Here is a 25,101-nt window from a genome sequence, read left to right as displayed (position 1 = left end):
GGTGCAGGGCACGCCCCGGCACTTACCGATGCCCGTCGTGCCCGGCCTCCTCGTCCGCGCGCAGCGACTCCTGTGCCGCGTCCTGCGCCGCGCGGACCTCGGCGTCCACCTCCTCCGCGGGGCGCCGGACCAGCCGGCCGCCGTGGCGGGCCGCGATCGCGTCGGCGGGCCCGGGAGAGGCCTCGGTCAGGTCGACGATCAGCATGCTGGTGCTGTCGTCGAGCTTGCGGCTGAAGACCATCAGGCCCTCGGCCGCGTCGTTGAACCGCTTGTACTCGGCGCCGCCGCCGAGCGCGGTGCCCGCGCCCCACCCGAGGAACACCCCGATCGGGCCGCCGATCAGCCCGACCAGCCCGCCGACCACCCCGCTGAGGACCGTCGCCGTACCGGCCCCGCGCACCCAGCTCTCCGGGACGTCCAGCAGGCCGTCGGCCGTCCGCTCCATCACCGCGGCCTGGCGCACGCCGTGCAGCTCGCGCATCTCCCGGTACGCCTGCCGGGCGTGGTCGGTGTCCTCGAAGGTCACGAACAACATGCTGTGGATCTCCTGCATCGTGCTGCCTCTCGACGGTGCGGCGCGGACTCTCCCGCCACCGTAGGCCCGCCCGGCCACCCGGCGGGGGAGGCCGGGGCAGAACGGGCCCCGCACCCCGTCCGGGGCCACCGGACCACCCGCCCGGACCAGCCGGCGCGATGGCCCACGACCCCCCGCCGTCCCCGGCCCCCGGGCCGCGCCGACCTGACCGACCGGCGCACGGCACCCTTGCGGCGCCCCGCGCCGAGGTGCTGGACTGCGCCCGGACGTTCACCGTGGAACTGGGCTCCGCCGACCGGCGCACCCTCCCCGCGGGCCCGCACCCCGTTTCCCCGCCTCCGGCCGACACCACGGCTGCACCACCCGGCACCACCCGAGCCGCACAAGGAGATCCACCATGATCCGCAAGGTCCTCGTGGCGAACCGGGGCGAGATCGCCATCCGGGCGTTCCGCGCGGCCAACGAACTGGGCATCCGCTCGGTGGCCGTCTACCCGCACGAGGACCGGCACTCGCTGCACCGGCAGAAGGCCGACGAGGGCTACCTGATCGGCACCCCCGGCCACCCGCTGCGCAGCTACCTCGACGTGGAGGGCATCGTCGCGACCGCGCTGCGCTGCGGCGCGGACGCCGTCTACCCCGGCTACGGCTTCCTCTCCGAGAACCCCGAACTCGCCCAGGCCTGCGCCCGGGAGGGCCTGACCTTCGTCGGCCCGCCCGCCGAGGTGCTCAGCCTGGCCGGCAACAAGGTCCGCGCGCTGGCGGCGGCCCGTGCGGCCGGGCTGCCGGTGCTGCGGACGGTCGCCCCGCAGGACGACCCCGCCGCGCTGGTCGCCGCCGCCGAGGAGATCGGCTTCCCGCTCTTCGTCAAGGCCGCCGCGGGCGGCGGCGGCCGGGGCCTGCGCCGGGTCGACGACCCCGCGGCGCTGCCCGCCGCCATCGACGCCGCCATGCGCGAGGCCGCCTCCGCCTTCGGTGACGCCACGGTCTTCCTGGAGGAGGCCGTCGTCCGGCCCCGCCACATCGAGGTGCAGCTGCTCGCCGACGCCACCGGGGAGGTCATCCACCTCTTCGAGCGGGACTGCTCGGTCCAGCGCCGCCACCAGAAGGTGGTCGAGATCGCCCCGGCGCCCGGCCTCGACCCCGGGCTGCGCGAGCGGATCTGCGCCGACGCCGTCCGCTTCGGCCGCGCGATCGGCTACCGGGGCGCCGGCACCGTGGAGTTCCTGCTGGACGAGCGCGGCCGCTACGTCTTCATCGAGATGAACCCGCGGATCCAGGTCGAACACACCGTCACCGAGGAGGTCACCTCGGTCGACCTGGTCCAGGCCCAGCTGCGGATCGCCGGCGGCGAGACCCTCGCCGGCCTCGGCCTCGCCCAGGAGAGCGTCCGGCTGAGCGGTGCGGCCCTGCAGTGCCGGATCACCACCGAGGACCCGGCCCACGACTTCCGCCCCGACACCGGCCGGATCACCGCCTACCGCTCGCCCGGCGGCGCCGGCGTCCGGCTCGACGGCGGCACCTACAACAGCGCCGAGATCACCCCGTACTTCGACTCGCTGCTGGTCAAACTCACCTGCCGGGGAGGGGACTTCGCCACCGCGGTGGCCCGCGCGCAGCGGGCCGTGGCGGAGTTCCGGATCCGCGGCGTCGCCACCAACATCCCGTTCCTGCAAGGCGTCCTCAAGGACCCGGACTTCCGGGCCGGCCGCGTCACCACCTCCTTCATCGAGGACCGGCCGCAGCTGCTCGACGCGCCGAGCGGAGCGGACCGCGGCACCCGGCTGCTGGCCTACCTCGCCGACGTCACGGTCAACCGGCCGTTCGGCGGCGCGCCCGCCGTCGCCGACCCGCGCACCGCCCTGCCCGCCACCGACCTGGAGCGCCCCGCCGAGCCCGGCAGCCGGCAACGGCTGCTCGCCCTCGGGCCCGGAGGGTTCGCCGCGCAGCTGCGCGCCGACGAGGCCCTCGCCGTCACCGACACCACCTTCCGGGACGCCCACCAGTCACTGCTCGCCACCCGGGTCCGGACCCGCGACCTCGTCGAGGTCGCACCCCATGTCGCCCGGCTGACACCGCAGTTGCTGTCAGTCGAGGCCTGGGGCGGCGCGACCTACGACGTCGCGCTGCGCTTCCTCAAGGAGGACCCCTGGCAGCGGCTCGCCGAACTGCGCGAGGCGATCCCGAACATCTGCCTGCAGATGCTGCTCCGCGGCCGCAACACCGTCGGCTACACCCCCTACCCGGACCGGGTCGCCCAGGCCTTCGTGCACGAGGCCGCCGCCACCGGAATCGACATCTTCCGGATCTTCGACGCGCTGAACGACGTCGACCGGATGCGCCCGGCCATCGACGCCGTCCTGGAGACCGGCGCCGTCGCCGAGGGCACCCTGTGCTACACCGGGAACCTGGCCGACCCCGCCGAGCGGCTCTACACCCTCGACCACTACCTGCGCACCGCCGAGCAGTTGGTCCACGCCGGGGTGCACGTCCTGTGCGTCAAGGACATGGCCGGCCTGCTGCGCCCGCCCGCCGCCCGGCGGCTCGTCCGGGCACTGCGGGAGAACTTCGACCTCCCCGTCCACCTGCACACCCACGACACCGGTGGCGGCCAGCTCGCCACCTACCTGGCCGCCGCCGAGGCCGGGGTGGACGCGGTGGACGGCGCCAGCGCCGCGCTCTCCGGCACCACCAGCCAGCCGGCGCTGTCCGCGGTGGTCGCCGCCACCGACCACACCGAGCGGGCCACCGGGCTCTCGCTGACGGCGCTCGGCGACCTCGAACCGTACTGGGCCGCCGTCCGCACCCTCTACCGGCCCTTCGAGAGCGGCCTGCCCGCGCCCACCGGCCGGGTCTACCAGCACGAGATCCCCGGCGGGCAGCTCTCCAACCTCCGCCAGCAGGCCGCCGCGCTCGGCCTCGCCGACCGCTTCGAGGACATCGAGCGCCTCTACGCCGCGGCCGACCGGATCCTCGGACGCATCATCAAGGTCACCCCCACCAGCAAGGTGGTCGGGGACCTCGCGCTGCACCTGGTCGCGGTCGGCACCGACCCGGACGCCTTCGAGGCCGACCCGGGCTCCTTCGACATCCCCGAGAGCGTGATCGGCTTCCTGTCCGGCGAGCTGGGCACCCCGCCCGGCGGCTGGCCCGAGCCGTTCCGCAGCAAGGCGCTCGCGGGCCGCGACGCGCCCGCCCCCACCGTGGTCCTGACGGCGGAGCAGGAGGCCGCGCTGGCCGGCAAGGACGTCCGGCGCACCCTGGACGACCTGCTCTTCCCCGGCCCGTCCCGGGAGTACCGCACCACCCTGCACGAGGACGGCGACCTCTCGGTGCTGCCCACCAGCGCCTTCCTCTACGGTCTGGAGCCGGAGACCGAGATCTGCGCCGAACTCTCCACCGGCGTCTCGCTCTACCTCGGCCTGGACGCCGTCGGGGAGGCCGACGAACGCGGCCACCGCACGGTGTTCTGCCGGCTGAACGGCCAGCCGCGCACCGTCTCGGTCCGCGACCGCTCGATCGAGGCCAGCCGGCCCGAACGCGAACGCGCCGACGCCACCAACCCGCGGCACGTCGCCGCCCCCTTCAGCGGGGTCGTCACCACCACCGTCCGGCCCGGGGACGAGGTCTCGGCCGGCCAGACGGTCGCGACCATCGAGGCGATGAAGATGGAGGCGTCCATCACCACGCCGGTGGCCGGCACGGTCGAGCGCCTCGCGGTGTCCGAGGTGGCCGGGGTCGACGGCGGCGACCTGCTGCTGGTGGTCCGCTGACGCAGGGCGCGGGGCCGGGCGCGGGGCCGGACGCCCCGGCCACGGCGGTCAGCGGGCCGGTCGGCTCGCGGGGAGCGTCTGCTCGGACCAGATGATCTTGCCGGTGGAGGTGTACCGGGTACCCCACCGGCGGGTCAGCTGCGCCACCAGGAACATGCCGCGGCCGCCCTCGTCGGTGGTCCGCGCATGGCGCAGCCGCGGCGACGTGCTGCTGCCGTCGGACACCTCGCAGATCAGCGCGGACTGCCGGATCAGGCGCAGCCGCACCGGGCCGACCGCGTGGCGGATCGCGTTGGTCACCAGCTCGCTGACGATCAGCTCGGTGGTGAACAGCAGCTCGTCCAGCCCCCATGCGGTGAGCGTCCCGGAGACCAGCGCGCGGGCCTCGGAGACCACCGCCGGATCCGCCCGCAGGTCCCAGGAGACCACCTGGCCCGGTCCCAGCGCATGGGTGCGGGCGACCAGCAGGGCCAGGTCGTCGGAGAGCGGGTTGGAGCCCAGCCGGCCCAGCACGGTGTCGCAGACCTGCTCGGGGGAGCGGTCGGGCCCTTCGAGCGCGTCGGCCAGCACCGCCAGGCTGGCGTCCAGGTCCCGGCCGCGGGACTCGAACAGGCCGTCCGTGAACAGCACCAGCAGGCTGCCCGGGGCGAGGTCCAGCTCGGCCGCCTCGAACGGCATCGAGCCCAGGCCGAGCGGCGGGCCGGCCGGCAGCACCGGGAAGGTGACCTCCCCCTGCGGCGTCACCACCGCGGGCGGCAGATGGCCCGCCCGGGCCACCGTGCAGCGCTGGGTGATCGGGTCGTGCACCGCGTAGAGGCAGGTCGCACCCAGCACCGAGGTCGCGGTGGCGCCGCCCTCCGGGGTCTCCTCCTCGATCAGCCGGATCACCAGGTCGTCCAGCCGGGCCAGCAGCTCGTCCGGCGGCAGGTCCATGTTGGCCAGCGTGTGCACCGCCGTCCGCAGCCGGCCCATGGTCGCGGCGGCGTTCATCCCGTGCCCCACCACGTCGCCCACCACCAGCGCCGTCCGCGCGCCGGACAGCGCGATCACGTCGAACCAGTCGCCGCCCACCCCGTCCTGGCCGCGGGCCGGCAGGTACCGCGAGGCCACCTCCAGCGTGGTGGTCACCGGCAGCTCGTGCGGGAGCAGGCTGTGCTGCAGGGCCAGCGTCGCCGACCGCTCCCGGGTGTAGCGGCGCGCGTTGTCCAGGCACACCGCCGCCCGGGAGACGAACTCCTCGGCCAGCCGCAGGTCCTCGTGGTGGAACGGCTCCTCGCGCTGCTGCCGGACGAAGACCGCCACCCCGAGCGACACCCCGCGCGCCCGCACCGGCACCACCATCAGCGACCGCAGCCCGAACGCCCGCACCGACTCCGCCCGCAGCACGTCGTTGCCCAGCCACGGCCGGCCGGCCGCGTTCAGCGACGGCTCCAGCATCGCCCGGCCCTCCACCAGGCCGCGGACGATCGGCGAGGACGGCAGGTACCCGGACAGCTCGCCGACCGACACCACCGCCTCCGGGCACCCCTCCCGCAGCGACCGCTGGGCCGCCCGCCGCAGCGGCGGACTCCCGAAGGCCGGCACCGGAGCCGGCTCCTCACCCGCCAGGACCGACTCCAGCAGGTCGACGAAGACGAAGTCCGCCAGCCGGGGCACCGCGACGTCGGCCAGCTCCTGGGCGGTGCGCCGGATGTCCAGCGTGCTGCCGATCCGCCCGCCCGACTCGCTCAGCAGCGCCAGCCGCTCCCGGGTCCGCCAGCGTTCGGTGACGTCCACGCCCATCGAGCAGACGCCCATCACCCGGCCCTCGGCGTCGTCCAGCCGGAAGAACGAGGTGGAGTAGGCGTGCTCCCGGCCCGGGTCGGCCGGCGTGTGCCCGTGGTACTCGAAGTCCAGCACCGGGAAGCCGGTGTCCAGCACCCGGCGCATCTGCGCCTCCACCGAGGCCGGGTCCAGCAGCGGCAGCACCTCGCCCATCCGCCGGCCCACCCGCTGCTCCCGGGGGATCCCGGCCATCCGCTCCAGCGTCTCGTTGATCCAGATGTACCGGAGGTCGGTGCCCACCACGGCCATGCCGAAGGGGGACCGGGTGAGGAACCGCTCCAGCACCGACCGGCTCACCCCCCACCACGGCGTGGTCCCCAGGTCGACGGCCGACACCAGCCAGCGCTGCTCCCCGGCCGGGACCGCCACCCGGGACGCCTGCACCCCCAGTGACAGTCGGTGTCCGTCCCGGTGCCTCACCGTGACCAGCCCCGCCTGCGCCCCGCCGGTCGGCCGGTCGGCCCCGCTCCCGGCGAGCGGCTCGGCCAGCAGGGCGGCGACCGGCGTGCCGAGCACCTCCGACGCCGGGTAGCCGAGCAGATCCTCGGCCCCCTCCGTCCAGCCCACGACGACACCCTCCGTGTCCAGCACGGCCGTTGCCGGCGGGGTCAGGTCGAAGGGGGCAGGTCGCGCGCCCGGGAGGTCCTCCTGGGGAGCAGACATCGTCGAACCTTCCCACCACCTGGCTCAGTGCCCTCCATTATCTTTTGCGCCGCTCCCCGTTGCGACCGGAGTCCCCGCCCGGCGGCCACCGAGAGTCACGGCCGGCCGCCGGCCCCGGGTCGGCCGGCGACCGACGGCACCTCGCTCAGCGGGCGGGCGCCGCGGAGACGACCCGGTAGGAGGGCAGCCCGCGCCGCCGTACGATCCGCTCCGCGACCACCAGGTTGGGCAGCCAGCACAGGAACGGCACGGCCGCGTACGCGGTGGCGAACCGGTCGCCCGCCGAACCGGTCAGCACCTGCACGGCCATCAGCGCCGGCACCCAGAGCCGGAGGGTCACCCCCGCGTACGTCAGCGCGAAGTTGCGGATCATCCACGCCTGGTGGCCCGGCACGTCGCGGCCGCGGATCGCCCGGTAGGCCCGCCACCCGGTGTACGCCCAGAGCACGGCGAGCGCGCCGAAGCCGAAGAAGCCCACCAGCGCCGCGGAGTTGAACGGTGCCAGGGCCAGCGCGGCGGCCGCGCCGACGCCCACGCAGACCAGGTACACGCGCCCGAGCACCCGGTGCAGAGCCGGCCGGCGGCCCCGGATCCGCGCCGAGAACTGCCACGGCCCGAGCACCAGCGCCAGCCCGGCGAACCCCAGGTGCGCGTAGAACGCCAGCCGTACGGGCAGCGGCTGCCCGCTGTACGCGCTCGCCAGGCCGGCGTCGTCCCGGGCCAGCTGCGCGAGGCTCGCCGTCAGGTACGGACCGACCGTGAAGGCGGCGATCGCCAGCGAGGAGAAGCCCACCCAGAGCCGGCCCGTCCGGCTGCCCCGGGGCGCGGAGCCGGATCCGTGCCCGGCTCGGTACCTGTTGGTGACTGACGTCATGATCCCCACTCCGGCTCGCCCGGGACGGTGCCCGGCGCTGGTCGCGCACCGCGCGACTGGACGCGGCGAGGGTAGGGGTGGGACGGCCGCCGGGTCGTCATACCGGGGAGCCAGGGTCCGGCTCGTACCGGAGTACGTGGCCCCGGCCCCGGCGCGGTCCTCAGCGGGCGGCCGACACCGGCCGCTCGGAGGCGAGGGCGGCGGCCATCCGGTCCAGTTCCGGGCGCCAGGCCCGCCGGACGTTCAGCCGGGTCGGGCCGGCGTCCCCGGGGAGGTGGAGCCGGAAGTGGCTCCACAGCGGGCGCCGGCGCAGGTCGGTGAAGCCGTCGGCGGCCTCGGCCCGCGGGATCCGGTGCAGCAGGGTGCGCGGCCGGTAGTTGAGGAAGCCGATGTCGTGCACCAGCACGGACCGCTCGGTGAGGGTGAGGAAGTACTGCTCGGCGTCGAAGCTGCCGGCGACCAGCGCGTGCGGCCAGGGGCTGCCGCCGGGGAGGGCGGTGAGGGTGACGAGCAGGCGGTCGGCCGGATCGTCCCGCCGGACGGCCTCGGCCGCCTGCTTCACGATGGTCGACTTGCGCAGGGCCATGCGGTCTCTCCTCGGTGCGTCCGTCCTCCGGCCGGGAACCGGCCGTCCACGGGACGCTATGCGCGGGAGGGCGCAGGACGGATGACGGTCCCCACCGAAGGGTTTCCGACCGGCTGCCCGCCCGCGGACCGGCCGACCTCCGTCCGCCGGCCGGCCGCATGCGCCGGCCGGCCGGGGGAGGCGGCGCGGGGTCAGCCGGCGGCCGTCCCCCCGAGCCCGGGGTGCACCACCCCGGGGAACACCCGGATCCGGACGGCCGGCTCGCCGCCGCGGGCCTGCGGCACCTGCTCGGCCACGCCCCACGGGCGGCCCGGCAGGACGACCGTCAGCCGGTACGAGGCCGAGCAGCCGAGGCAGTCGTAACGGTCCTCCCACACCTCGACCTCGACCGTGCTGCCGGGGTCGCGGGCCACGTGGCGGTGGAGCGCGTGGCAGCGGGTGCAGGTGTCCCCGGGCTCGCACGTCCCGCCGCAGGGGCACGGGACGTCCGGGCTGTCGGCCGGCCGCCAGCGCTGGACCGCCAGGGCGGCGGCGACCTCGGCCTTCGGGGTGGTCTGCTGCAGGCTGCGGGCGGCGACGTTGTAGGACTCGCCGGTCGCCGCCATCCGCTCGCGGATCACGTCCTTGCGGACGCGGTTGGTCGTCATGTGCTTCTTCCTCCGGTGCTTGGCCACGCAACCCGGCAGGAGGACGGGGAGACCGGTCTGCGGTGTTCGCGTGAGTCGACGGACCCTTGTCCGCGCCGCCCGCCGCCGCGGGTGCGGGCGGGCCTGGCTCGGAACGGGCAGACGCAGCTGCCGCCTCCCAACCTACCCGGCCCGGCGGGCCCGCCCCTCCGCGCGACGAACGAACTTGTTCGTTACGAACCCGTTCGTTACCCTCGGAGCATGACCACACCGACCCCCGGACCCCGCAGCCGCCGCGAGCGCCCCGCCAAACCGCCCCTCGGCCGGGCCGTGATCATCGCCACCGCGGTCGAGCTGATGCGCGCCGAAGGACTGGACCGGGTCACCATGCGCCGCCTGGCGCAGCAACTCGACACCGGCCCGGCCTCGCTCTACGTCTACGTCCGCAACACCGCCGAGCTGCACGCGGCCGTCCTCGACGACCTGCTCGGCACCGTCGACCTCGCCCCCGCCGGAGCCGCCGGCTGGCGCGACCGGCTCGTCCGCGTCCTCGGCTCCTACGTCGAGGTGCTGTTCGAACACCCCGCGCTGGCCCGCTCGGCGCTGGTCGCCCGACCGTCCGGGGAGCACTACCTCGACCTGGTCGAGACCGTGCTCGCCCTGCTGGCCGAGGGCGGAGTCCCGCCCGGCCGGGCGGCCTGGGCGCTCGACCTGCTGCTCCAGTACGCGACCGCCACCGCGGCCGAACAGGCCACCCGCGGCCGGGCCGCGGACGCCGGCGCCGAGTGGGACGCGCTCGCCGCCGCACTCCGCGACGCCACCGGCCCCCGCCACCCGCAGATCGCCGCCCTCGGCCCCCTGCTGCTGTCCGGCACCGGCCGGGCCCGCCTCGACTGGGGCTTCCAGGTGCTGATCAGCGGCGCGCTGGCCGCCCCCGACCCGGACGCCCCACCCGCACAGGCCGCACCGCCCACCCCTGAGGAGTGCCCGTGACCACCCACCACCCGATCGCCGTCGTCGGCGCAGGCCTCGGCGGCCTCACCCTCGCCCGGGTCCTGCACCTGCACGGGACCGAGGCCGCCGTCTTCGACCTCGACGCCTCACCGACCGCCCGCCACCAGGGCGGCATGCTCGACCTGCACACCGACTCCGGCCAGGCCGCGCTGCGCGCCGCGGGCCTCCACGACGCCTTCCTCGCGGCCGTCCGGCCCGGCGGCGAGGCCGTGCGGATCGTCGACCGGGACGGCACCTTCCGGCTCCGCGACGACACGCAGACCGGCGAACGGCCCGAGGTGAACCGCCACGACCTGCGCCGCATCCTGCTGGACTCGCTGCCCGCCGGCACGATCCGCTGGGGCGCCAGGGTCACCGCCGCGCACCCCCTCGGCGACGGCCGCCACCGGGTCACCCTCGCCGACGGCACCACCTTCACCACCGACCTGCTGGTCGGCGCCGACGGCGCCTGGTCGAGGATCCGCCCGCTGCTCTCCGCCGCCGTCCCCGCGTACTGCGGCATCTCGTTCGTCGAGTCCGACCTGCGCGACGCCGCCGCCCGCCACCCCGCCACCGCCGAACTCACCGGCCACGGCATGATGTTCGCGCTCGCCGACGGGAAGGGCTTCCTCACCCACCTCGAAGGCGACGGCACCGTGCACTCCTACGCCGCGCTCAGGGTCCCCGCGAACTGGGCCGACGGCACCGACTTCACCGACACCCGGGCCGCCGCGGCCTTCGTCCTGGAACGGTTCGAGGGCTGGGACGAGCGGCTGCGCGCGCTGCTCGCCGACGCGGACGGAACGCTGGTCGCCCGCCCGATCCACGCCCTGCCGGTCGGCCACCGCTGGGAGCGCAGGCCCGGCGTCACCCTGCTCGGCGACGCCGCCCACCTGATGTCCCCGTTCGCCGGTGAGGGCGCCAACCTGGCCATGCTCGACGGCGCCGAACTCGCCACCGCCCTCGCCGCCCACCCCGGCGACACCGAGGCCGCGCTCACCGCCTACGAGCGGGCGATGTTCCCGCGCAGCGAGCGGTCCGCCGCCGAGTCCGCCGACGGCCTCGACCTGTGCTTCGGCCCGGACGCGGCGCACCGGCTCGCCGAACTGATGACCGGCCACCGGCCGCAGCCCGCCGGGTAGTGGGGTGGGGGCGCCGTCGGTCGCGGCCGCCACCCTGCCGTCCGCCGCGGCCCGGGTCTCACGGCGTGGCGTCGTGCGCGGCGCTCCGTACCCGGCGATGGCTCCAGACGAGCAGCGCGAGCAGGACGATCCCGGAGAGGACCAGGCTGGCGCCGGTGCTCCACCCGGCGAACGGCAGTCCGGGCACCAGGCCCCACACCACCCCCGCGCCGATCAGCCCGAGGCCGGCCAGCACCGAACCGGCGATCCGCCACCGCGACGCGACACTGGCCTCGGCGCCCTGCATCGCCCGCGCCCGCACCGGCTCGACGTAGCGGGCCAGCGCCGGCACCGCACGGGAGAGCAGGATCAGACCCGCCAGGACCAGCAGCAGCCCCGGCCCCGGCAGCACCAGCAGGACCACACCGACCACGACCAGGACGCTCCCGCCGATGGCCAGCGCCACCCGCGCGACCGGGTGGTCCACCCGCGCCGGCGCCTCGGCACCCGCCTGCTGCTGCTCGCCCATCCGCCCAGCGTAGTGCGGCCCGCAACGCGAGCGGTTCGGCCTCCGGCGCGGGGAGCCGCCGGATCGAACCGGACCGGACCGGACCGGATGGAACCGGGTCGGCTCGCGCTGGTGGCTGCGGGCATCGACGAGCGGTGCGCGCGGATCGGGGCACGCTCCGCCGGTTCACACGGCCGCCCGGGCGCGGCAACCTCCCCGCGTGCTGCCCGGACACTAGTTTGCTGATCATGTTCGTACTTGAGCTGACCTACATCGCCCCCGTCGAGCGGATCGAGGCGGCCCAGCCGGAGCACGCCTCCTGGATGGACGCGCACTACGCGTCGGGCCTCTTCCTCGCCTCCGGCCGGAAGGTCCCGCTGGACGGAGTGGTCATCCTGGCGGTCGGGGACGACCGCGCGGCGATCGAGGAGATCACCCGGTCGGACCCGTTCAGCGTCGCCGGGGTGGCCGAGTACACGGTCACCGAGTTCGTCGCGACCAAGACCGCCACGGCACTGGAGCACTTCCGGCAGCCCGCCGAGTAGACACGTCCGGCGGACCCGGTCGGCCCGGGGGAGGCGGGGCGATGCCCGTCAGGCGCGCTGGGGCACCAGGGCGTGCATCGAGTCGTTCCCCTCCTCCACCACGCCGTAGGTGGACTCGGGGACCTCGTTCCAGGCGTCCGGCAGGTTGCCGATGGGTTCGGAGACGATCACCCGGGTGTCGTCCGAGGCCTGCCGCAGCGCGACGTTCTCCGGGTGCAGCGCCCGCAGCGAGTGGACGTCGCCGCTGAAGAACAGCGAGCGCGAGTGGTGTTCGGTGGAGTAGCGGAACGCCCAGAGCCGCTCGCCCTCGGAGACGGCCAGCGTCATCTGGACGGAGTCGGGCACCCCGTGCCGTTCCGCGGTGGCCTCGACCAGGCCGATCATGCGCGCGACCGCACCCGGGACGTCCTCGCGCAGGCCGAGGGTGAGCGCGAGGTGGAACATCATCTCGGAGTCGGTGGACCCCTCGATCGAGGGGTAGAGCGAGGGGTCCACCGCCAGGGCCAGATCCCGTTTGAGCTCGGTGAAACCGTGGATCGTGCCGTTGTGCATCCACAGCCAGTGGCCGTACCGGAACGGATGGCAGTTGGTCTGCTGCACGGCCGTGCCGGTCGAGGCTCGGATGTGGGCGAAGAACAGCGGGGAACGCACGCAGTGCGCCAGCTCGTGCAGGTTGCGGTCGCTCCAGGCGGGGCCGGTGTCGCGGAAGACCGCGGGCTCCACGACGCCGCGGAGCCCGTGTCGGTCCTCCGGGTACCAGCCGACGCCGAACCCGTCGCCGTTGGTCGTCTCCACCCCCATCCGCGCGTGCAGGCTCTGGTCGATCAGGGAGTGGGCGGGCTTGTAGAGCAGCTCCTCCAACATGATCGAGGATCCCGAGTAGGCCAGCCATCGGCACATGCGTCTCACCGTCCTCGCGAGCGGGCACCCGGCGTCCAGGATCTGTCGAACCGCTCCTCTCCACGGTAGGCCGGGCCGCGCCGTCGGTCCCGTTCGGCGACCGGCCGGTCCCGGTACGGCGCTGAGGCCCGGTCCGGACGGGAAGGACCTGGGGCCTAGGCTCCCCGACATGTCGACCCTGCCCCAGCCCGTCACCCTCCCCGCCACCGGCCCGGCCGGCCCGCTCGCCCCGCCCTCCCCGCTCGCCCCGCCCTCCCCGTCCTCCCCGTCCTTCCCGGTGGTCGTCGAGCGTGCCTGCCGGCCGGAGGACGGGGCCTGCCGCCACCTGCTGGTCTGGCGGGCCGGACCGGGCTGGCGGATGCTCAGCAGCGCGGTGCTCGGTGGCGGCCTCGGTGCGCGGGAGTGGGTGGTCAACGCCCAGGTCAGGCCCGGGTACGGTCGGATGGATCCGGATCGCCACCTGGCCGAGCTGGCCGGGGCGCAGGGCCTGACCGGCCCCGGTGCGGGGCTGATGACCGCAGCGCCGGTCGACGACTTCACCTGGGCCGCCGACGGCGGGGCGACGGCGCTGGTGACGACCGGGATCGGTGTACCGACCTGGGCGGCCGCACCGGCGGCGGCCGGGACCGCACCCGCGGTCGGCACCATCAACATCCTCGTGGTGGCGCCGGTGCCGGTCGCCGACGCGGGCCTGGTGAACCTCCTGGCCACGGCGACCGAGGCCAAGGTGCAGGCGCTGCTGGACGCCGGGTACGACTGCTCGGGGACGCCCTCGGACGCGGTGTGCGTGGCGGTCCGCCGGCCCGGTGCGGGCCCCGGCGGTGCGGACGGTGCGGTCGAACTCTTCGGCGGGCCGCGGTCGTCGTGGGGTGCCAGGGTCGCCCGCGCGGTGCACCTGGCGGTGCGGAAGGGCGCCGAGGGCGACCGTGCGCGCCGCGCGGCCGGGCCCGCGCCGGAGCATCCGGTGGCCACGCCGGAGTGCGCGGGGATCTTCGAGCTCGCCTGAGCGGCCCCGCGGGGACGGGTCCCGGGCATGGGCCGCGGCCGCCGACCGTTCACCCCGCGATCGGGGGGTTGAGGCGCGCGAAGCCCTCCTGCCGTCGGTAGGGGAAGTGCGGGTAGGGCGCGGTGCGCCCGCTCGCCGCGTCCAGCCGGGCGACCTGGTCGGGCGTCAGGCTCCAGCCGACGGCGCCGAGGTTCTGCCGCAGCTGTTCCTCGTTGCGGGCCCCGATGATGACGGAGGAGACGGTCGGGCGCCGCAGCAGCCAGTTGATCGCGATCTGGGGGACCGTCCGGCCGGTCTCCCCGGCGATCTCCGCCAGCGCGTCGAGGACCCGGAAGAGCTGCTCGTCCTCGACCGGCGGACCGTAGTCGGCGGTCCGGTGCAGGCGGCTGCCGGCCGGCAGCGGGGCACCGCGGCGGAGCTTCCCGGTCAGCCGTCCCCAGCCGAGCGGGCTCCAGACCAGGGCGCCGACACCCTGGTCGAGACCGAGCGGCATCAGGTCCCATTCGTAGTCCCGGCCGACCAGCGAGTAGTACACCTGGTGCGCCGCGTAGCGCGGTCGGCCGTACTTCTCGGCGGCCGCGAGGGACTTCATCAGCTGCCAGCCGGCGAAGTTGGAGACTCCGGTGTAGCGGATCTTCCCGGCCCGGACCAGGTCCTGGAGGGTCTCCAGCACCTCTTCCACCGGTGTCGAGGCGTCGAAGGCGTGCAGCTGGAAGAGGTCGATGTAGTCGGTGTCCAGGCGGCGCAGCGCGTCCTCGGTGGCCCTGATCAGACGCGCCCGCGAGGTGCCGGCCTCCTGGGGGCCGTCGCCGGTGGGCAGGCCGGCCTTGGTGGAGATCAGCACCTGGTCGCGGCGGCCCCTGACGGCGCTGCCCAGTACCTCCTCCGAGGCGCCGCCGGAGTAGACGTCGGCGGTGTCGAACAGGCTGACGCCGGCCTCCAGGCAGACGTCCACCAGGCGGCGGGCCTCCCGGGCGTCGGTGGCGCCCCAGGCGCCGAACAGCGGGCCGCTGCCGCCGAAGGTGCCCGCGCCGAAGCTCAGCGCGGGGACCTTGAGCCCGGACGTGCCCAGTTGACGGAATTCCATGGTGGTCCCCCTTGCCGCCGCCGACCACTAACGGGTCGGCAGTTCCGTTAAGATGTCCTCAACCTAACAGACGTCGACACCTAATGGAACGAGGATCCCGTTATGGCGGTGGAGAGTACGGAACCGGGAACGGTCCGTCCCGGCGGACGCACCGCGCGGGTCCGGGCGGCGGTGCTGCGGGCCGCGGGCGACGCGCTCGCCGAACACGGCTTCGCCGGCCTGGACCTCGGTGACGTCGCGCGCCGCGCGGAGGTCGGCCGGACCACCGTCTACCGCCGCTGGGGGACGGTCACCGCCCTGGTCGCCGACCTCCTCGACGACATGGCCGAGCAGTCCCAGCCGCGCACCGAGACCGGCTCGCTGCTGGAGGACCTGCGGGCCAACGCCCGCCTGGTGCAGCGGACGCTGACCGACGCCCGCCAGGGGCCGCTGTTCCGGGCGGTGATCGCCGCGGCGAGCTGCGACCCCGACACCGCCGAGGCCCTGCACCGCTTCTACCGGGCCCGGATCACCGAGTGGGCGCCGTGCGTGACGCAGGCCGTCGGGCGCGGCGAGCTGCCCGAGGGCACCGACCCCGACGAGGTGGTCCGCGCGGTCTCCGCCCCGCTCTACTACCGCCTGCTCGCCAGCGGCGACCCCCTCGACGAGTCCGCCGCCGACCGCGCGGCCGGGGCGGCCGTCGCCGCGGCCCGCGCCGGCGCGTACCTTCGCCGGGCCGGGCCGTCGGACCGGCCCGAGGGCGCCTGACGGCCCGCCCGAGCCCCGGGGCGGGGTGCGGTCAGCGCCCGGTGTCGAGGCCGCGGTGGTAGCGGACGCCGGGCCGGCCGGTCAGCGTGATGTCCTCGACGGCGGTGAAGCCGTTGCGGGCGAGCACGGCCATGGACGCCGCGTTGTCGCGGGTGGTGACCGCCCGCAGCGCGCGCAGCCGGTAGGCCGTGGACGCGAGCCGGCACACCTCGGCGACGGCGGACGTCGCGACGCCCCGGCCGGCGGCCCGTTCGCCGATCCGGTAGCCGAGCTCGGCGGCTCCCGCGTCGACGTCGACCAGGTTGACGCGGCCCAGCAGCGCCCCCTCCTGGTCGACCACGAGGTGGAAGTGGTGCAGCCCGGCGTCCTGTTCGGTGAGCAGCTCGTGGTGGCGGGCGGCGAAGCCGGTGAAGTACGCGTTGCCGCGGTCGGGCACGGACCGTGCGAAGTACGCGCGGTTCTCCGTCTCGAAGGCCAGCAGGGCGGCGGCGTGGCCGGCCCGGAGCCGCTCCAACCTGATCATGCGCGGGAGCGTACCGGACGGCGGCGGCGCCCCGCCCGTGGATTCCGGCGCGGCTCAGCGCCCGGCCGGGGTGCCCAACTCGTGGCGTCTGGACCAGTATCCGGCCGAGATCCGGGCCAGCAGCCGGGCGGCCGGGTCGTCCACCGCGTGGCCGGAGGCGAGCGGCCCCGAGTAGCAGACCACGATGCCGTAGGGCGGCGCGTCCGGCGGGTAGACGATCCCGCCGCTGTGCCGGACGCCGGGGAGCCAGCCGTTCTTGAAGGCGATCCTGGTCCCGGGCGGCAGGCCGGCGGCGAGGTCCACCCGGTGCGCGTTCGCGGCGAGCAGGTCGAGCAGTTCCTGCGGCAGCCGTCGCAGCAGCCGGGCCAGGTCGGCGGCCGTCACCAGGTTGACCACGCCGGCGGCGCGGGCGCCGAGGTCCTCGATGCCGCGGCCCGTGACGCTGTGCCGGGCCCGCGCCAGCCGCCAGACCTCCGCGACGGCGGCCGGACCGACGTGGGCGAGGCAGAGGTTGGTGGCGAGGTTCGAGGAGTGGACGATCATACGGCCGGCCAGCCACCGGAGCGTCCGCTCCGTCCCCAGCGCCTGCCATGGCTCGGGATCGCTGTCCTCCTCCCGGGAGACGCCGAAGCGCGGGCCGTAGACGGCGGAGACGAACGAGTTGTGCACCGGCACGGGGGCGTCGAGGTCCAGGCCGCTGCGGTGCAGGGCCGCGAGGACCGCCACCTTCATGGTGCTCGCGGCCAGGTGCGGCGCGTTGGGCCGCAGGGTCCGCGCCGGACCGCCGGCCAGCGGGCCGACGTGCACGGACAGCGTGCTGCGGCCCGCCGGGGCGGGCCGGGGCCCGTCCTGGACGGCCGCCATCTCGTTCGGCACCGCGTCGCCCCCGCTCCTTGATCGTGGCAGATGCCCAGTCAGCCACCGCCCGGGGCGGGACAGCAGGGCGCATGCGCAGCGCATGGCAGCATCATCCGGCCATCGGAGCGCGTACGCCGGGCTCCGCGCCGGTGAACACTTCCGTACGCCCCGGGCCGGCCGCTCCGGGTTCCCCGGCCCGTTCCGGGCGCGTCCCGGCCCCGCCCCGAGTCGGCCCCGGGGCCGGCCCGTGCCGCACGCCCAGGACCGGCGGCGGCGTATTCCGATGAGGGTATGAATGGATTCATACCTATTGCCTTCGTGTGAGAATATGTGCATATTGGCGGGGCACGCGCGGCCGTACCGTGTGGCGCCAGGCGCCCGGCCTGCGCCGACCCCGACGAGAAGGTGGCGATCATGCCCCTGACCACTCCGACGACAGCGTGGGCCTCGATCTACCGGGGCCCCGACTGGCCAGGCCAGATCAGCCCGTTCGGCACCCCGGGCTGGGAGCGCAGCGCCGCGCGCTGGCTGCGCGACCTCCTCCCGGCCCGCTACTCCTCGTACGGGACGATGACGGGCCAGTACACCGTCCTCGCCCGGCACGTGCAGCTCCAGCTCCAGCACGAGCAGCGCGCCCTGAAGGTGGGCCTGCACACCGCCCGCGTCGACCTCCGGGCGATGGGGATGTCCGACCAGGTCATCGAGCAGACCATCCGCCTGTACGCCACCGAGCTCGGCGTCCTGCACGACACCGCCCGCAGTGTCCGGCTGGTCACCCGCGCCCTGATGAACGGCTCGGGCCTGCCCCGCACGACCTGGTAGCTGCGCCCGCCCGCTGCACCGGCCCGCTGCGCCGACCGGTGGGCCCCGGCGCCAGATCCCCGCCCGGGGGCGGTCCGCGGTACCGGGCCCGCTTACCCTCGTACGCAGCGGCCCGCGAGGGGGCCCGACGGAGAGGTGGATCGTGGAGAACTGGCGGCGGACAGCCACCACGCCGACCCGGGCGCGCCAGGCGCAGCCCCCGGTGGAAGCGGCACCGACCGCACGCCTGCTCGCCATCTTCGACGGACACAGACTCTCGCCCGCCCAGCGGCGCATCGCCCAGTACCTGCTCGACCACATCACCGAGGCCGCGTTCCTGTCGATCACCGACCTCGCGGAACGCGTCGGGGTGAGCCAGCCGTCGGTGACGCGGTTCGCCGCCGCCCTCGGCTTCAGCGGCTTCCCCGCACTGCGGGAGGCCCTGCACCCGATCGCCCTGAGCGCGGTCGCCGCGATCCCGGACGACCCGCAGGAGATCCGCCGCAACGAGCTGCAGGCGGCCGTGGACGCGGAGATCGCCAACCTGGAGGGCCTGCGGCAGCTGCTCGGCGACCCGGCCCCGGTGATCGAGGTCGGCCGGAACCTGGCGCACTCGGTGCCCATGGCGGTGCTGGGCGTCCGGATCTCCGTCTCGATGGCCGAGTACTTCGCGTACGCGGCCAAGCGCATCCACCCCGACGTGCGGCTGATCACCAGCGGCGGCAGTGTCGCCTACGACGCGCTGCTCCAGGTCAAGGAGGCGGGCGGGACGTGGGCCATGGCCTTCGCGATGCCCCGTTACTCCAACGAGACCCTCTCCGCGCTCCGGGCGGCCAAGGAGACCGGCCTGAAGGTCGCCCTGATCACCGACCTGCCGCTCGGCCCGCTCGCCCACACCGCCGACATCGTCCTCAGTGCGGGCACCGGCTCCCGTCTGGTCTTCGACTCCTACGCCGCACCGAGCGTGCTCACCGCGACCATCCTGCAGTCGATGGCCGACGCCCTGCCCGAGCGCACCCAGGCGCGGTTGGAGGCGTACGAGCAGGTGGCCGACCGGCACGCCTTCTTCCTCCCCGACGAGTGACCGGGGCGGGCCGCGGACGGGCGGCCGCGGAGACCGGCGGACTCGGGCGGTGTGCTCCGCACCCCGGGAGCCTGCGATCATCGAGTTCATGGTGGAACGAGTGATCGCAGCATGTGACGGAGCGGCCAAGGGCAACCCGGGCCCGGCGGCCTGGGCCTTCGTGGTCGCGGACGGCGCCGGGGCGCCGCAGCGCTGGCAGGCCGGCCCGCTCGGGCACAGCACCAACAACATCGGTGAACTGACCGCCCTGGAGCAGCTGCTGGCGGCGACCGACCGGGACGTCCCGCTGGAGGTGCGGCTCGACAGCACCTACACCCGCGACGCCGTCACCACCTGGCTGGCCGGCTGGAAGCGCAACGGCTGGAAGACGGCCGGCGGCAAGCCGGTGGCCAACCGCGAGCTGATCCAGCGCATCGACGCCCTGCTGGAGGGCCGTGACGTCAGCTTCGTCTACGTGCCCGCGCACCAGGTGAACGGCGATCCGTTGAACGCCGTCGCGGACAAGGCCGCCAGCGACGCCGCCCGCACCCAGCAGGCCGCCGGCGGCACCGCGGCCGACCTCCCGGTGCCGGACCCGGTGAGCGCCACCGCCTCCCGCAGTACCCGGCCCTCCCGGACCGCCCGGAAGCCCGCGGCGGCCGCGGGTGCCACCGGCTCCGCCACGGCCGCCCGCTCCGGCGGTCGCCGGCCGCTGCTGTCGGCGCGGTTCCCCGGTACCTGCCCGTGCTCGCGCCCGTACGGCAAGGGCGACCGGATCACCAAGGTCGGCGAGGGCTGGGGACACCCGGAGTGCGCGGACACCGGGAGCTGACCCGCCCGTCGAGGGGACCGGACGCGCCGAGCCCGGACGTGCCGGGAGCCCGGACCGGGCGGTCCGGGCTCCCGGGGAGACCGTCGGCGCGTCGTGGGTCAGGGGGGTCAGGAGGTCGGGGGCAGGAGGTCGGGGGCCGGAGGTCGGGGGGTCAGGACACCGGGGTCCAGGACTGGCCCGGAGCGGCTCCGTTCGCGGTGTTGGTCACCGCCCGGGACCCGGCGGCCGGGCCGGCGGTGTCCAGCACCAGGCCGGTCGCGACGTTGGTGATGACCAGGGCGCCGGTCGCGGTGTTCTGGAGGACCCGCCACTCCTGCCACGGGTTGCCGGGCGAGTGGTCGAGCAGGTAGGCGCTGTCGCCCGGTGAGGTGCCGGCCGCGAGCACGGTGTGCGCATGGGTGCCGGTGGAGCAGTTGTCGCTGATCCGGACGGTGCCGTCCGGGTTGGTGGTGAAGGTCCACATCTCCGAGGTGTGGGTCGGCCACCAGGTGTTGACGTCCGCACCGGCGCCCACCGGGGAACTGCAGGTGCCCTCGACCTCCAGCACCTGGCCGCCGGTGCCGCCGGCCGCCAGGGCGTGGTAGCGGCCGTCGTCGACGACCGTGGCCGGGATGGTGGCGGGCAGCGGCGACAGCCGGTACAGGGCGACGCCGTGCGGGGGCAGCTGGGCGCTGATGGTGCCGCCGCCGGCGGCGGTGACGTTGGCGCTCGTGCCGGTCCACAGCTCCTTGGCCGAGTAGCCGGGGCCGCTCGCGCCGACCGCCGCCAGGCTGGTGCCGACCGTCCGGGCGGCGCCCCCGTCCTGGTTGACCAGCAGGACGGCGGTGTCGCCGCCTGCCAGCCGGCGCTTGAGGACGACCGGGGCGGTGGCGCTGTTCGGCGGGTTGCCGACCAGGGTGGCCGGCTGGGCGAGCGGGTCCTGGTCGATCGCGATGACGTCGCGGTTCTTGTACACGGCGAGGCTCGACGCGTCGATGCCGGTCGACCAGGTGTAGCCGTCCCGGTGCTGCACCGTCTGCGCGGCGGTGCGCAGGTCGGCGCCCGAGATGAGCGGTGAGGCCATCATCGACAGCACCGACATCTCGGTGCGGGACTCGTCGTCGGTGAACGGCTTGTGGCAGACGCAGGTGTCGGCGGGCGTGCCCCACAGCGCGTAGGCGTACTTCCAGCCGGTGAACATCATGTCCATGTCGTTCCAGCTGCCCGGGCGCACGTTGCCCGGGTACTCCAGCGCCGTCCGCAGCTGGCCGTTGTACAGGACGCCGTCGATCTCGCTGTCGCGGTCGCCACCGATCCGGCACAGGTTGGCGACCTGCCCGCACCACACACCGGTGGGGGCGTACCCCGGCGCCTGGAAGGCGGGGGTGTGGGCGGCCAGGATCACCGGGTCGGTGCGCGCCGGGTCGTCGGCCGCGAGCAGGTACGGCACACCGGAGTGGACCGGCTGCGCGGACACGCTCAGGGCCACCCGGGGCCGGCCCTGGGCGGCGGACGCGGCGTCCAGGGCCCGCTGGAAGGTCTGCACCCGCGCGTACATCGACCGGGTGAGCTCCTTGCCCTCGCCCTGGGTGTAGTAGTTGTGCCCGTCCGGGCCGATGATCTGCGGGCCGTAGGGGCAGTCGTCGTACTTGACGTAGTCGACGCCCCAGGCGACGAAGTCGGCGGCGTCCGTGCTCTCGTGGCCGAGGCTGCCGGGGTGGCCCTGGCAGGTGGTGTAGGTGTCGGTGCCGTAGAGGCCGAACTTCATGCCCTTGGCGTGGGCGTACCGGGCCAGGTACTCGATGCCGTTCACGGTCTGCCCGTCGACCGTGCGGGACGGGAAGTTGCGCGGGTCCGGGATGAGGTGGCCGGTGGTCGGGTCGAGGCCCGTGCCGTCCGTGCCGCTGACCGGGTTGCCGTTCGCGTCGTAGAGCTGCATCGAGCCGTCCGGGTGCCGCACCAGGTCGGTGCTCTGGCCGGTGCGGTGCATCAGGGACCAGCCGTCGTCGATGGTGACGGTGTCGTAGCCGGCCGCGACCAGGCCGTTGGCGGCCATGAAGTCGATGGTCTGCACGACCTGTTCCTGGTTGACCTGGGTGCCGAGGCTGTTCCAGGAGTTCCAGCCCATCGGGGGCGTCAGGGCGGTTCCGTTGCCGAGCGCGGCGGCCGGGGCGGCCGTGGCGAGGACGGCCGCGCCGGTGGTGACGGTGAGCCCGGAGGCGGCCAGCGCCAGCGTCAGCAGGGCGCTCGGCAGGCGGCGGATTCTTCGGTGCGGGGCGGTCATGGGGGCGACTCCGAAGGACGTGGGGGAAGACCGAGGTCCGAACAGAAACCAACAGGCGTCGACGGTGGGCCCGGGGCGGGGGACAGGCCGGTGGACCCGGGCGGGGACCGGCCTGGCGGGCGACCGTGCCGATGCTTGCCGGGGCCGAGTGTAATTGCACATGCGACATTGCAGTAGCCCCGCTGCGCAAGATTCTGTTGGATGTTGCCCGGTTGTGTTCGCTTGCCTCGTCGTGTGGAGTCGGATGGAAGCGCGTGGGGGTGGGAGCCGGTGGACCCTTCAGCCGAGCGGCAGGGTGAACCAGACGGTCTTCCCGGTGCCGGTCGGCCGGGTGCCCCAGCTGCGGGCGAGCGCCTCGACCAGGGACAGGCCCCGGCCGTCCTCGCTGGAGCAGTCGGCGATCCGGGGGGCCGGCAGGGCGGGGCTGGCGTCCGCGACCTCCACCGTGAGTTCCCCGGCCGTACGGTGCAGGCGCAGGCCGATCGGGCCCCGGGCGTGCCGGACCGCGTTGGCGATCAGCTCGGAGCTGAGCAGGCAGGCGGTGTCCTCGGCCCCGGCGCAGTCCCACGCCCGGAGGGCGGCCCGCAGGAAGCGGCGGCCCGAGGATGCCGAGGCGGGGACGGCGGGCAGTTCGGTGGCGACCGCCGCGAGCGGCGGCGAGGGAAGGTGGGCGAGCAGCAGCGTCACGTCGTCGGGGTACCGGTCGGTGCGGGGCAGCATCGCCTTGAGCACCCGGTCGGCGGCCTCCTCCAGGTCCGTAGTCCCGCTGAACGCGCACTCCAACTCATCTGCCAGCTCGCAGAGTTGGACCCCGAGGTCGCTGTGCGGGGTCTCCACCAGGCCGTCCGTGTACAGCACCAGGGTGGAGCCCGGCGGGAGGGGGAGGACCGCCTGTTGGTGCGGTACGTCGCCCACCCCGAGCGGGACGCTCACCGGCGCGAGGAGTTCGCGCACCGTGTTGTCGGGGGAGACCAGCAGGGCCGGCAGGTGGCCGGCCGAGCAGATCGCCACCTCGCCGGCGTCCGGGTCGACCACCAGGTAGCAGCAGGTGACCAGTTGGTCCGGCAGGTCGGCGACCACCGCGTCCAGCGCCTGCATCAGCTGGGACGGCGGCATGCCCGTCTTGGCCAGCGCGTGCGCGGCCGAGCGCAGCTGGCCCATCACCGCGGCGGCCTCCAGCCCCCGGCCCATGACGTCCCCGACGATGATCCCGATCCGTCCCCCGCCGAGCGGCACCAGGTCGAACCAGTCGCCGCCGACGCCGGCCCCCTCGGTGGATGCCAGGTACCGGCTGGCGGTGTGCATCCCCGGCACGTCCGGCGGCGAACCCATCAGGCTGCGCTGCAGGGTGAGCGCGATGTGGCGCTGCTGCTCGTACAGCCGGGTCAGCTCCAGTTCGGCCCGCTTGCGGTCCGCGACGTCGCGGACGATGGCGGACGCTCCGCAGATCGCGCCGTGCTGGTCCCGGGTCGGCCAGAGGGTGACGTCGACGTCGAGCAGCCGGCCGGTGGCGGAGACCCGGAGCGACTCGTGGTTCTCCACCCGCTCGCCGCGCGCGAGCCGCTCCAGCAGGGTGGTGACGTCCTCCGCGCGCTCCGGTGGGGCGAGCGTCCCGATGTGGCGGCCGACGGCCTCCTCAGGGCTGTAGCCGTACAGGCGGTGGGCGGCGGCGTTCCAGTAGGTGATCCGGCCGTCCAGGGTGTGGGTGATGATCGCGTCCTGCGAGGACTCCACCAGCGCCGCCAGCTCGCTGATCCTGGCCTCCGCCGCCTTGCGGTCGCTGACGTCCCGGATCGCGGCCGAGACCAGCAGCCCTTCGGCGGTCTCCAGCGGGCTCAGGCTGATCTCGACCGGGAACTCGGTGCCGTCCCGGCGCAGCCCGTACAGGTCGAGCCCGGAGCCCATCGGGCGGGTGCGCCGGGTGGCGGTGTAGCCGCCGCGGTGCTGCGGGTGGTGGGCGCGGAACCGGCCGGGCAGCAGGACCTCCACGGGCCGGCCGAGCAGCTCGTCCCTGCGGTGGCCGAACAGGGCCTCGGTCTGGGCGTTGACCAGCCTGATCACCCCCCGGTCGTCCACGATGACCATCGCGTCCGGCGCGGACTCCAGGAGGCCCCGGAAACGCTCCTCGGCGGCGCGCAGTTCGTCCATGTCCCGGTCGCAGGCGCGCTGCCGGGGCATCGCCGGCGGGCTTGCGGCCGGCTCTCGGTCGGACGGTCCGTCAACCGGTTTTCTGCGAGTGGTGACCATGGGAGGACGCTAGTGCGACGGCGCGGTACGGCGGATCGGTGTGCGGAAGCTGCGACAGGATGACCGGGTTCGGTCGGTGGATGTCCCCCGGTGACCGGTCGGTTGTGTCTGACGCCCCTTCCCCCGGTGGTGTCCCTGCCAGGGATCCGCGTTGCCCGGGCGGGGTGCACCGTCCGGCTCTCCCGGCCGGGCGGCGGGTGCGGGGCTCGCCTACGGTTCGTGTGAGGAGGAGGCGCCGGGGCCCCTCCCCGTTCGGTCGACGTCCCGGCTGCGGCCTCAGCGAGGTGCGATCCATGACTGTTGAACAGACCGGCCCCCGTGAACGGACCTGCCCGTCGCCCGCCGTCGGAGCGCGCCGGGCGCGGGAACTCGAAGCCCTGCTGATCGCGTCCGGCCAGGTCGGGGGCTGTTCCGAGCGCTACCGCCGCGGTGTCCTCGACGCCCTCGGCTGGGCGCACGGAGGGTTGGCCGCGGCCCCGATCACGGTGTCCGCCCTGCCCGGCGCGCTCGGCCCGAGCCGCGAAGGGGTACAGGCCGAGTGCCAGGCCGCCTGGGAGGAGCTCCTCGGCTCCACCCGGCGCACCGTGGCCCTGGACTACGCGCGAGGTGTCCACGAGGCCCTCACCCGGGTCTGCGCGGACGCCGGTCCGCCTCGCTGAGAGCCGTCACCGGCCCCTGCCCGCCGACCGCCCCTGCCCGCCGACCGGCCCTGCCCGCCCACCGGCTC

22 protein-coding genes are annotated in these 25,101 nt (G+C 75.0%); 10 read left to right on the top strand and 12 right to left on the bottom strand.

Features of this window, described 5'->3' with window-relative positions:
- Window positions 1–22 precede the first annotated feature (22 nt).
- Window positions 23–535, bottom strand: a complete 513-nt coding sequence (locus tag ACIOFR_RS19600; protein ID WP_400998800.1) for a histidine kinase — start codon at window positions 533–535, stop codon at window positions 23–25.
- A 397-nt stretch (window positions 536–932) separates the two neighbouring features.
- Between ACIOFR_RS19600 and ACIOFR_RS19595 the strand changes: the two genes are divergently transcribed.
- Window positions 933–4,307 carry a pyruvate carboxylase gene (locus ACIOFR_RS19595; protein WP_400998798.1) on the top strand — a complete coding sequence of 1,125 codons (3,375 nt, stop codon included), beginning with the start codon at window positions 933–935 and terminating at the stop codon, window positions 4,305–4,307.
- Between the two features lie 48 nt (window positions 4,308–4,355).
- Here ACIOFR_RS19595 and ACIOFR_RS19590 read toward each other — a convergent pair whose 3' ends face one another.
- From ACIOFR_RS19590 to ACIOFR_RS19575, 4 genes are all read right to left on the bottom strand, one after another.
- Entirely contained in the window at window positions 4,356–6,794 is a 2,439-nt protein-coding gene (locus tag ACIOFR_RS19590) for a SpoIIE family protein phosphatase (protein WP_400998796.1), read from the bottom strand.
- A 145-nt stretch (window positions 6,795–6,939) separates the two neighbouring features.
- The gene (locus ACIOFR_RS19585; RefSeq protein WP_400998793.1) at window positions 6,940–7,668 is read right to left on the bottom strand and encodes a DUF2306 domain-containing protein; all 729 of its coding nucleotides are present in this window, start codon (window positions 7,666–7,668) and stop codon (window positions 6,940–6,942) included.
- A gap of 160 nt (window positions 7,669–7,828) precedes the next feature.
- The gene (locus ACIOFR_RS19580) at window positions 7,829–8,254 is read right to left on the bottom strand and encodes a hypothetical protein (RefSeq protein ID WP_400998791.1); all 426 of its coding nucleotides are present in this window, start codon (window positions 8,252–8,254) and stop codon (window positions 7,829–7,831) included.
- Window positions 8,255–8,445: 191 nt separating this feature from the next.
- Window positions 8,446–8,901, bottom strand: coding sequence for a hypothetical protein (locus ACIOFR_RS19575; protein WP_400998789.1), 456 nt, complete (start codon window positions 8,899–8,901; stop codon window positions 8,446–8,448).
- Between the two features lie 240 nt (window positions 8,902–9,141).
- Between ACIOFR_RS19575 and ACIOFR_RS19570 the strand changes: the two genes are divergently transcribed.
- Together ACIOFR_RS19570 and ACIOFR_RS19565 are read left to right on the top strand one after the other, a co-directional pair.
- Window positions 9,142–9,873, top strand: a complete 732-nt coding sequence (locus ACIOFR_RS19570; protein WP_400998786.1) for a TetR/AcrR family transcriptional regulator — start codon at window positions 9,142–9,144, stop codon at window positions 9,871–9,873.
- Window positions 9,870–11,015 (top strand): FAD-dependent oxidoreductase, encoded by a 1,146-nt coding sequence (locus ACIOFR_RS19565; protein WP_400998784.1) that lies wholly within the window; start codon window positions 9,870–9,872, stop codon window positions 11,013–11,015. Before ACIOFR_RS19570 ends, ACIOFR_RS19565 begins: the two co-directional genes overlap by 4 nt.
- 58 nt (window positions 11,016–11,073) lie before the next feature.
- Here ACIOFR_RS19565 and ACIOFR_RS19560 read toward each other — a convergent pair whose 3' ends face one another.
- Window positions 11,074–11,523 carry a PGPGW domain-containing protein gene (locus tag ACIOFR_RS19560; protein ID WP_400998781.1) on the bottom strand — a complete coding sequence of 150 codons (450 nt, stop codon included), beginning with the start codon at window positions 11,521–11,523 and terminating at the stop codon, window positions 11,074–11,076.
- Between the two features lie 227 nt (window positions 11,524–11,750).
- Between ACIOFR_RS19560 and ACIOFR_RS19555 the strand changes: the two genes are divergently transcribed.
- On the top strand, window positions 11,751–12,047 hold the full coding sequence (locus ACIOFR_RS19555; protein ID WP_400998778.1) for a YciI family protein: 297 nt from the start codon (window positions 11,751–11,753) through the stop codon (window positions 12,045–12,047).
- 48 nt (window positions 12,048–12,095) lie between these two features.
- Here ACIOFR_RS19555 and ACIOFR_RS19550 read toward each other — a convergent pair whose 3' ends face one another.
- Window positions 12,096–12,947, bottom strand: coding sequence for a class II glutamine amidotransferase (locus ACIOFR_RS19550; RefSeq protein ID WP_400998776.1), 852 nt, complete (start codon window positions 12,945–12,947; stop codon window positions 12,096–12,098).
- Window positions 12,948–13,116: 169 nt separating this feature from the next.
- On the opposite strand from ACIOFR_RS19550, the gene ACIOFR_RS19545 reads away from it, so the two are divergent.
- A complete protein-coding gene (locus tag ACIOFR_RS19545; protein ID WP_400998773.1) occupies window positions 13,117–13,953 on the top strand; it encodes an adenosylcobinamide amidohydrolase in 837 nt (278 codons plus the stop codon).
- A 49-nt stretch (window positions 13,954–14,002) separates the two neighbouring features.
- Here the strand turns inward: ACIOFR_RS19545 and ACIOFR_RS19540 are convergent, their stop codons facing one another.
- The gene (locus ACIOFR_RS19540) at window positions 14,003–15,040 is read right to left on the bottom strand and encodes an aldo/keto reductase (RefSeq protein ID WP_400998770.1); all 1,038 of its coding nucleotides are present in this window, start codon (window positions 15,038–15,040) and stop codon (window positions 14,003–14,005) included.
- Window positions 15,041–15,142: 102 nt separating this feature from the next.
- Here ACIOFR_RS19540 and ACIOFR_RS19535 point away from each other — a divergent pair, with 102 nt between their 5' ends.
- Entirely contained in the window at window positions 15,143–15,787 is a 645-nt protein-coding gene (locus tag ACIOFR_RS19535) for a TetR/AcrR family transcriptional regulator (protein ID WP_400998767.1), read from the top strand.
- Window positions 15,788–15,818: 31 nt separating this feature from the next.
- On the opposite strand, the gene ACIOFR_RS19530 is transcribed toward ACIOFR_RS19535, so the two are convergent.
- Both ACIOFR_RS19530 and ACIOFR_RS19525 read right to left on the bottom strand, forming a co-directional pair.
- Window positions 15,819–16,310, bottom strand: coding sequence for a GNAT family N-acetyltransferase (locus ACIOFR_RS19530; protein WP_400998764.1), 492 nt, complete (start codon window positions 16,308–16,310; stop codon window positions 15,819–15,821).
- Between the two features lie 54 nt (window positions 16,311–16,364).
- Window positions 16,365–17,186 (bottom strand): serine hydrolase, encoded by an 822-nt coding sequence (locus tag ACIOFR_RS19525; RefSeq protein ID WP_400998761.1) that lies wholly within the window; start codon window positions 17,184–17,186, stop codon window positions 16,365–16,367.
- Between the two features lie 396 nt (window positions 17,187–17,582).
- On the opposite strand from ACIOFR_RS19525, the gene ACIOFR_RS19520 reads away from it, so the two are divergent.
- The 3 genes from ACIOFR_RS19520 to ACIOFR_RS19510 all read left to right on the top strand — a co-directional run bounded on the left by ACIOFR_RS19520 (window position 17,583) and on the right by ACIOFR_RS19510 (window position 19,864).
- Window positions 17,583–17,990, top strand: coding sequence for a hypothetical protein (locus ACIOFR_RS19520; protein ID WP_400998758.1), 408 nt, complete (start codon window positions 17,583–17,585; stop codon window positions 17,988–17,990).
- Window positions 17,991–18,132: 142 nt separating this feature from the next.
- The gene (locus ACIOFR_RS19515; RefSeq protein ID WP_400998756.1) at window positions 18,133–19,053 is read left to right on the top strand and encodes a MurR/RpiR family transcriptional regulator; all 921 of its coding nucleotides are present in this window, start codon (window positions 18,133–18,135) and stop codon (window positions 19,051–19,053) included.
- Window positions 19,054–19,141: 88 nt separating this feature from the next.
- Complete coding sequence (locus ACIOFR_RS19510) at window positions 19,142–19,864, top strand: ribonuclease H (RefSeq protein WP_400998753.1); 723 nt, start codon at window positions 19,142–19,144, stop codon at window positions 19,862–19,864.
- Between the two features lie 151 nt (window positions 19,865–20,015).
- Here ACIOFR_RS19510 and ACIOFR_RS19505 read toward each other — a convergent pair whose 3' ends face one another.
- Window positions 20,016–22,127, bottom strand: coding sequence for an alpha-galactosidase (locus tag ACIOFR_RS19505; RefSeq protein WP_400998751.1), 2,112 nt, complete (start codon window positions 22,125–22,127; stop codon window positions 20,016–20,018).
- A 279-nt stretch (window positions 22,128–22,406) separates the two neighbouring features.
- Window positions 22,407–24,305, bottom strand: coding sequence for a PAS domain S-box protein (locus ACIOFR_RS19500; RefSeq protein ID WP_400998749.1), 1,899 nt, complete (start codon window positions 24,303–24,305; stop codon window positions 22,407–22,409).
- Between the two features lie 362 nt (window positions 24,306–24,667).
- Between ACIOFR_RS19500 and ACIOFR_RS19495 the strand changes: the two genes are divergently transcribed.
- Entirely contained in the window at window positions 24,668–25,033 is a 366-nt protein-coding gene (locus tag ACIOFR_RS19495) for a hypothetical protein (RefSeq protein WP_400998747.1), read from the top strand.
- Window positions 25,034–25,101: the final 68 nt, after the last annotated feature.

This window comes from Kitasatospora sp. NPDC088346, from assembly GCF_044740765.1.
Taxonomy (GTDB): Bacteria; Actinomycetota; Actinomycetes; order Streptomycetales; family Streptomycetaceae; genus Kitasatospora.
The sequence above is the reverse complement of the archived record's forward strand: the minus strand, read 5'-3'. Positions and strand labels throughout refer to the sequence as shown.

What these genes read in the sequence shown, in the direction of transcription:
- ACIOFR_RS19510 (WP_400998753.1), top strand. Translation starts at nt 19,142, where the DNA reads ATGGTGGAACGAGTGATCGCAGCATGTGACGGAGCGGCCAAGGGCAAC.
- ACIOFR_RS19520 (WP_400998758.1), top strand. Translation starts at nt 17,583, where the DNA reads ATGCCCCTGACCACTCCGACGACAGCGTGGGCCTCGATCTACCGGGGC.
- ACIOFR_RS19500 (WP_400998749.1), bottom strand. Translation starts at nt 24,305, where the DNA reads ATGCCCCGGCAGCGCGCCTGCGACCGGGACATGGACGAACTGCGCGCC.
- ACIOFR_RS19585 (WP_400998793.1), bottom strand. Translation starts at nt 7,668, where the DNA reads ATGACGTCAGTCACCAACAGGTACCGAGCCGGGCACGGATCCGGCTCC.
- ACIOFR_RS19580 (WP_400998791.1), bottom strand. Translation starts at nt 8,254, where the DNA reads ATGGCCCTGCGCAAGTCGACCATCGTGAAGCAGGCGGCCGAGGCCGTC.
- ACIOFR_RS19530 (WP_400998764.1), bottom strand. Translation starts at nt 16,310, where the DNA reads ATGATCAGGTTGGAGCGGCTCCGGGCCGGCCACGCCGCCGCCCTGCTG.
- ACIOFR_RS19495 (WP_400998747.1), top strand. Translation starts at nt 24,668, where the DNA reads ATGACTGTTGAACAGACCGGCCCCCGTGAACGGACCTGCCCGTCGCCC.
- ACIOFR_RS19540 (WP_400998770.1), bottom strand. Translation starts at nt 15,040, where the DNA reads ATGGAATTCCGTCAACTGGGCACGTCCGGGCTCAAGGTCCCCGCGCTG.
- ACIOFR_RS19600 (WP_400998800.1), bottom strand. Translation starts at nt 535, where the DNA reads ATGTTGTTCGTGACCTTCGAGGACACCGACCACGCCCGGCAGGCGTAC.
- ACIOFR_RS19560 (WP_400998781.1), bottom strand. Translation starts at nt 11,523, where the DNA reads ATGGGCGAGCAGCAGCAGGCGGGTGCCGAGGCGCCGGCGCGGGTGGAC.
- ACIOFR_RS19550 (WP_400998776.1), bottom strand. Translation starts at nt 12,947, where the DNA reads ATGTGCCGATGGCTGGCCTACTCGGGATCCTCGATCATGTTGGAGGAG.
- ACIOFR_RS19590 (WP_400998796.1), bottom strand. Translation starts at nt 6,794, where the DNA reads ATGTCTGCTCCCCAGGAGGACCTCCCGGGCGCGCGACCTGCCCCCTTC.
- ACIOFR_RS19555 (WP_400998778.1), top strand. Translation starts at nt 11,751, where the DNA reads ATGTTCGTACTTGAGCTGACCTACATCGCCCCCGTCGAGCGGATCGAG.
- ACIOFR_RS19545 (WP_400998773.1), top strand. Translation starts at nt 13,117, where the DNA reads ATGTCGACCCTGCCCCAGCCCGTCACCCTCCCCGCCACCGGCCCGGCC.
- ACIOFR_RS19595 (WP_400998798.1), top strand. Translation starts at nt 933, where the DNA reads ATGATCCGCAAGGTCCTCGTGGCGAACCGGGGCGAGATCGCCATCCGG.
- ACIOFR_RS19570 (WP_400998786.1), top strand. Translation starts at nt 9,142, where the DNA reads ATGACCACACCGACCCCCGGACCCCGCAGCCGCCGCGAGCGCCCCGCC.
- ACIOFR_RS19535 (WP_400998767.1), top strand. Translation starts at nt 15,143, where the DNA reads ATGGCGGTGGAGAGTACGGAACCGGGAACGGTCCGTCCCGGCGGACGC.
- ACIOFR_RS19505 (WP_400998751.1), bottom strand. Translation starts at nt 22,127, where the DNA reads ATGACCGCCCCGCACCGAAGAATCCGCCGCCTGCCGAGCGCCCTGCTG.
- ACIOFR_RS19575 (WP_400998789.1), bottom strand. Translation starts at nt 8,901, where the DNA reads ATGACGACCAACCGCGTCCGCAAGGACGTGATCCGCGAGCGGATGGCG.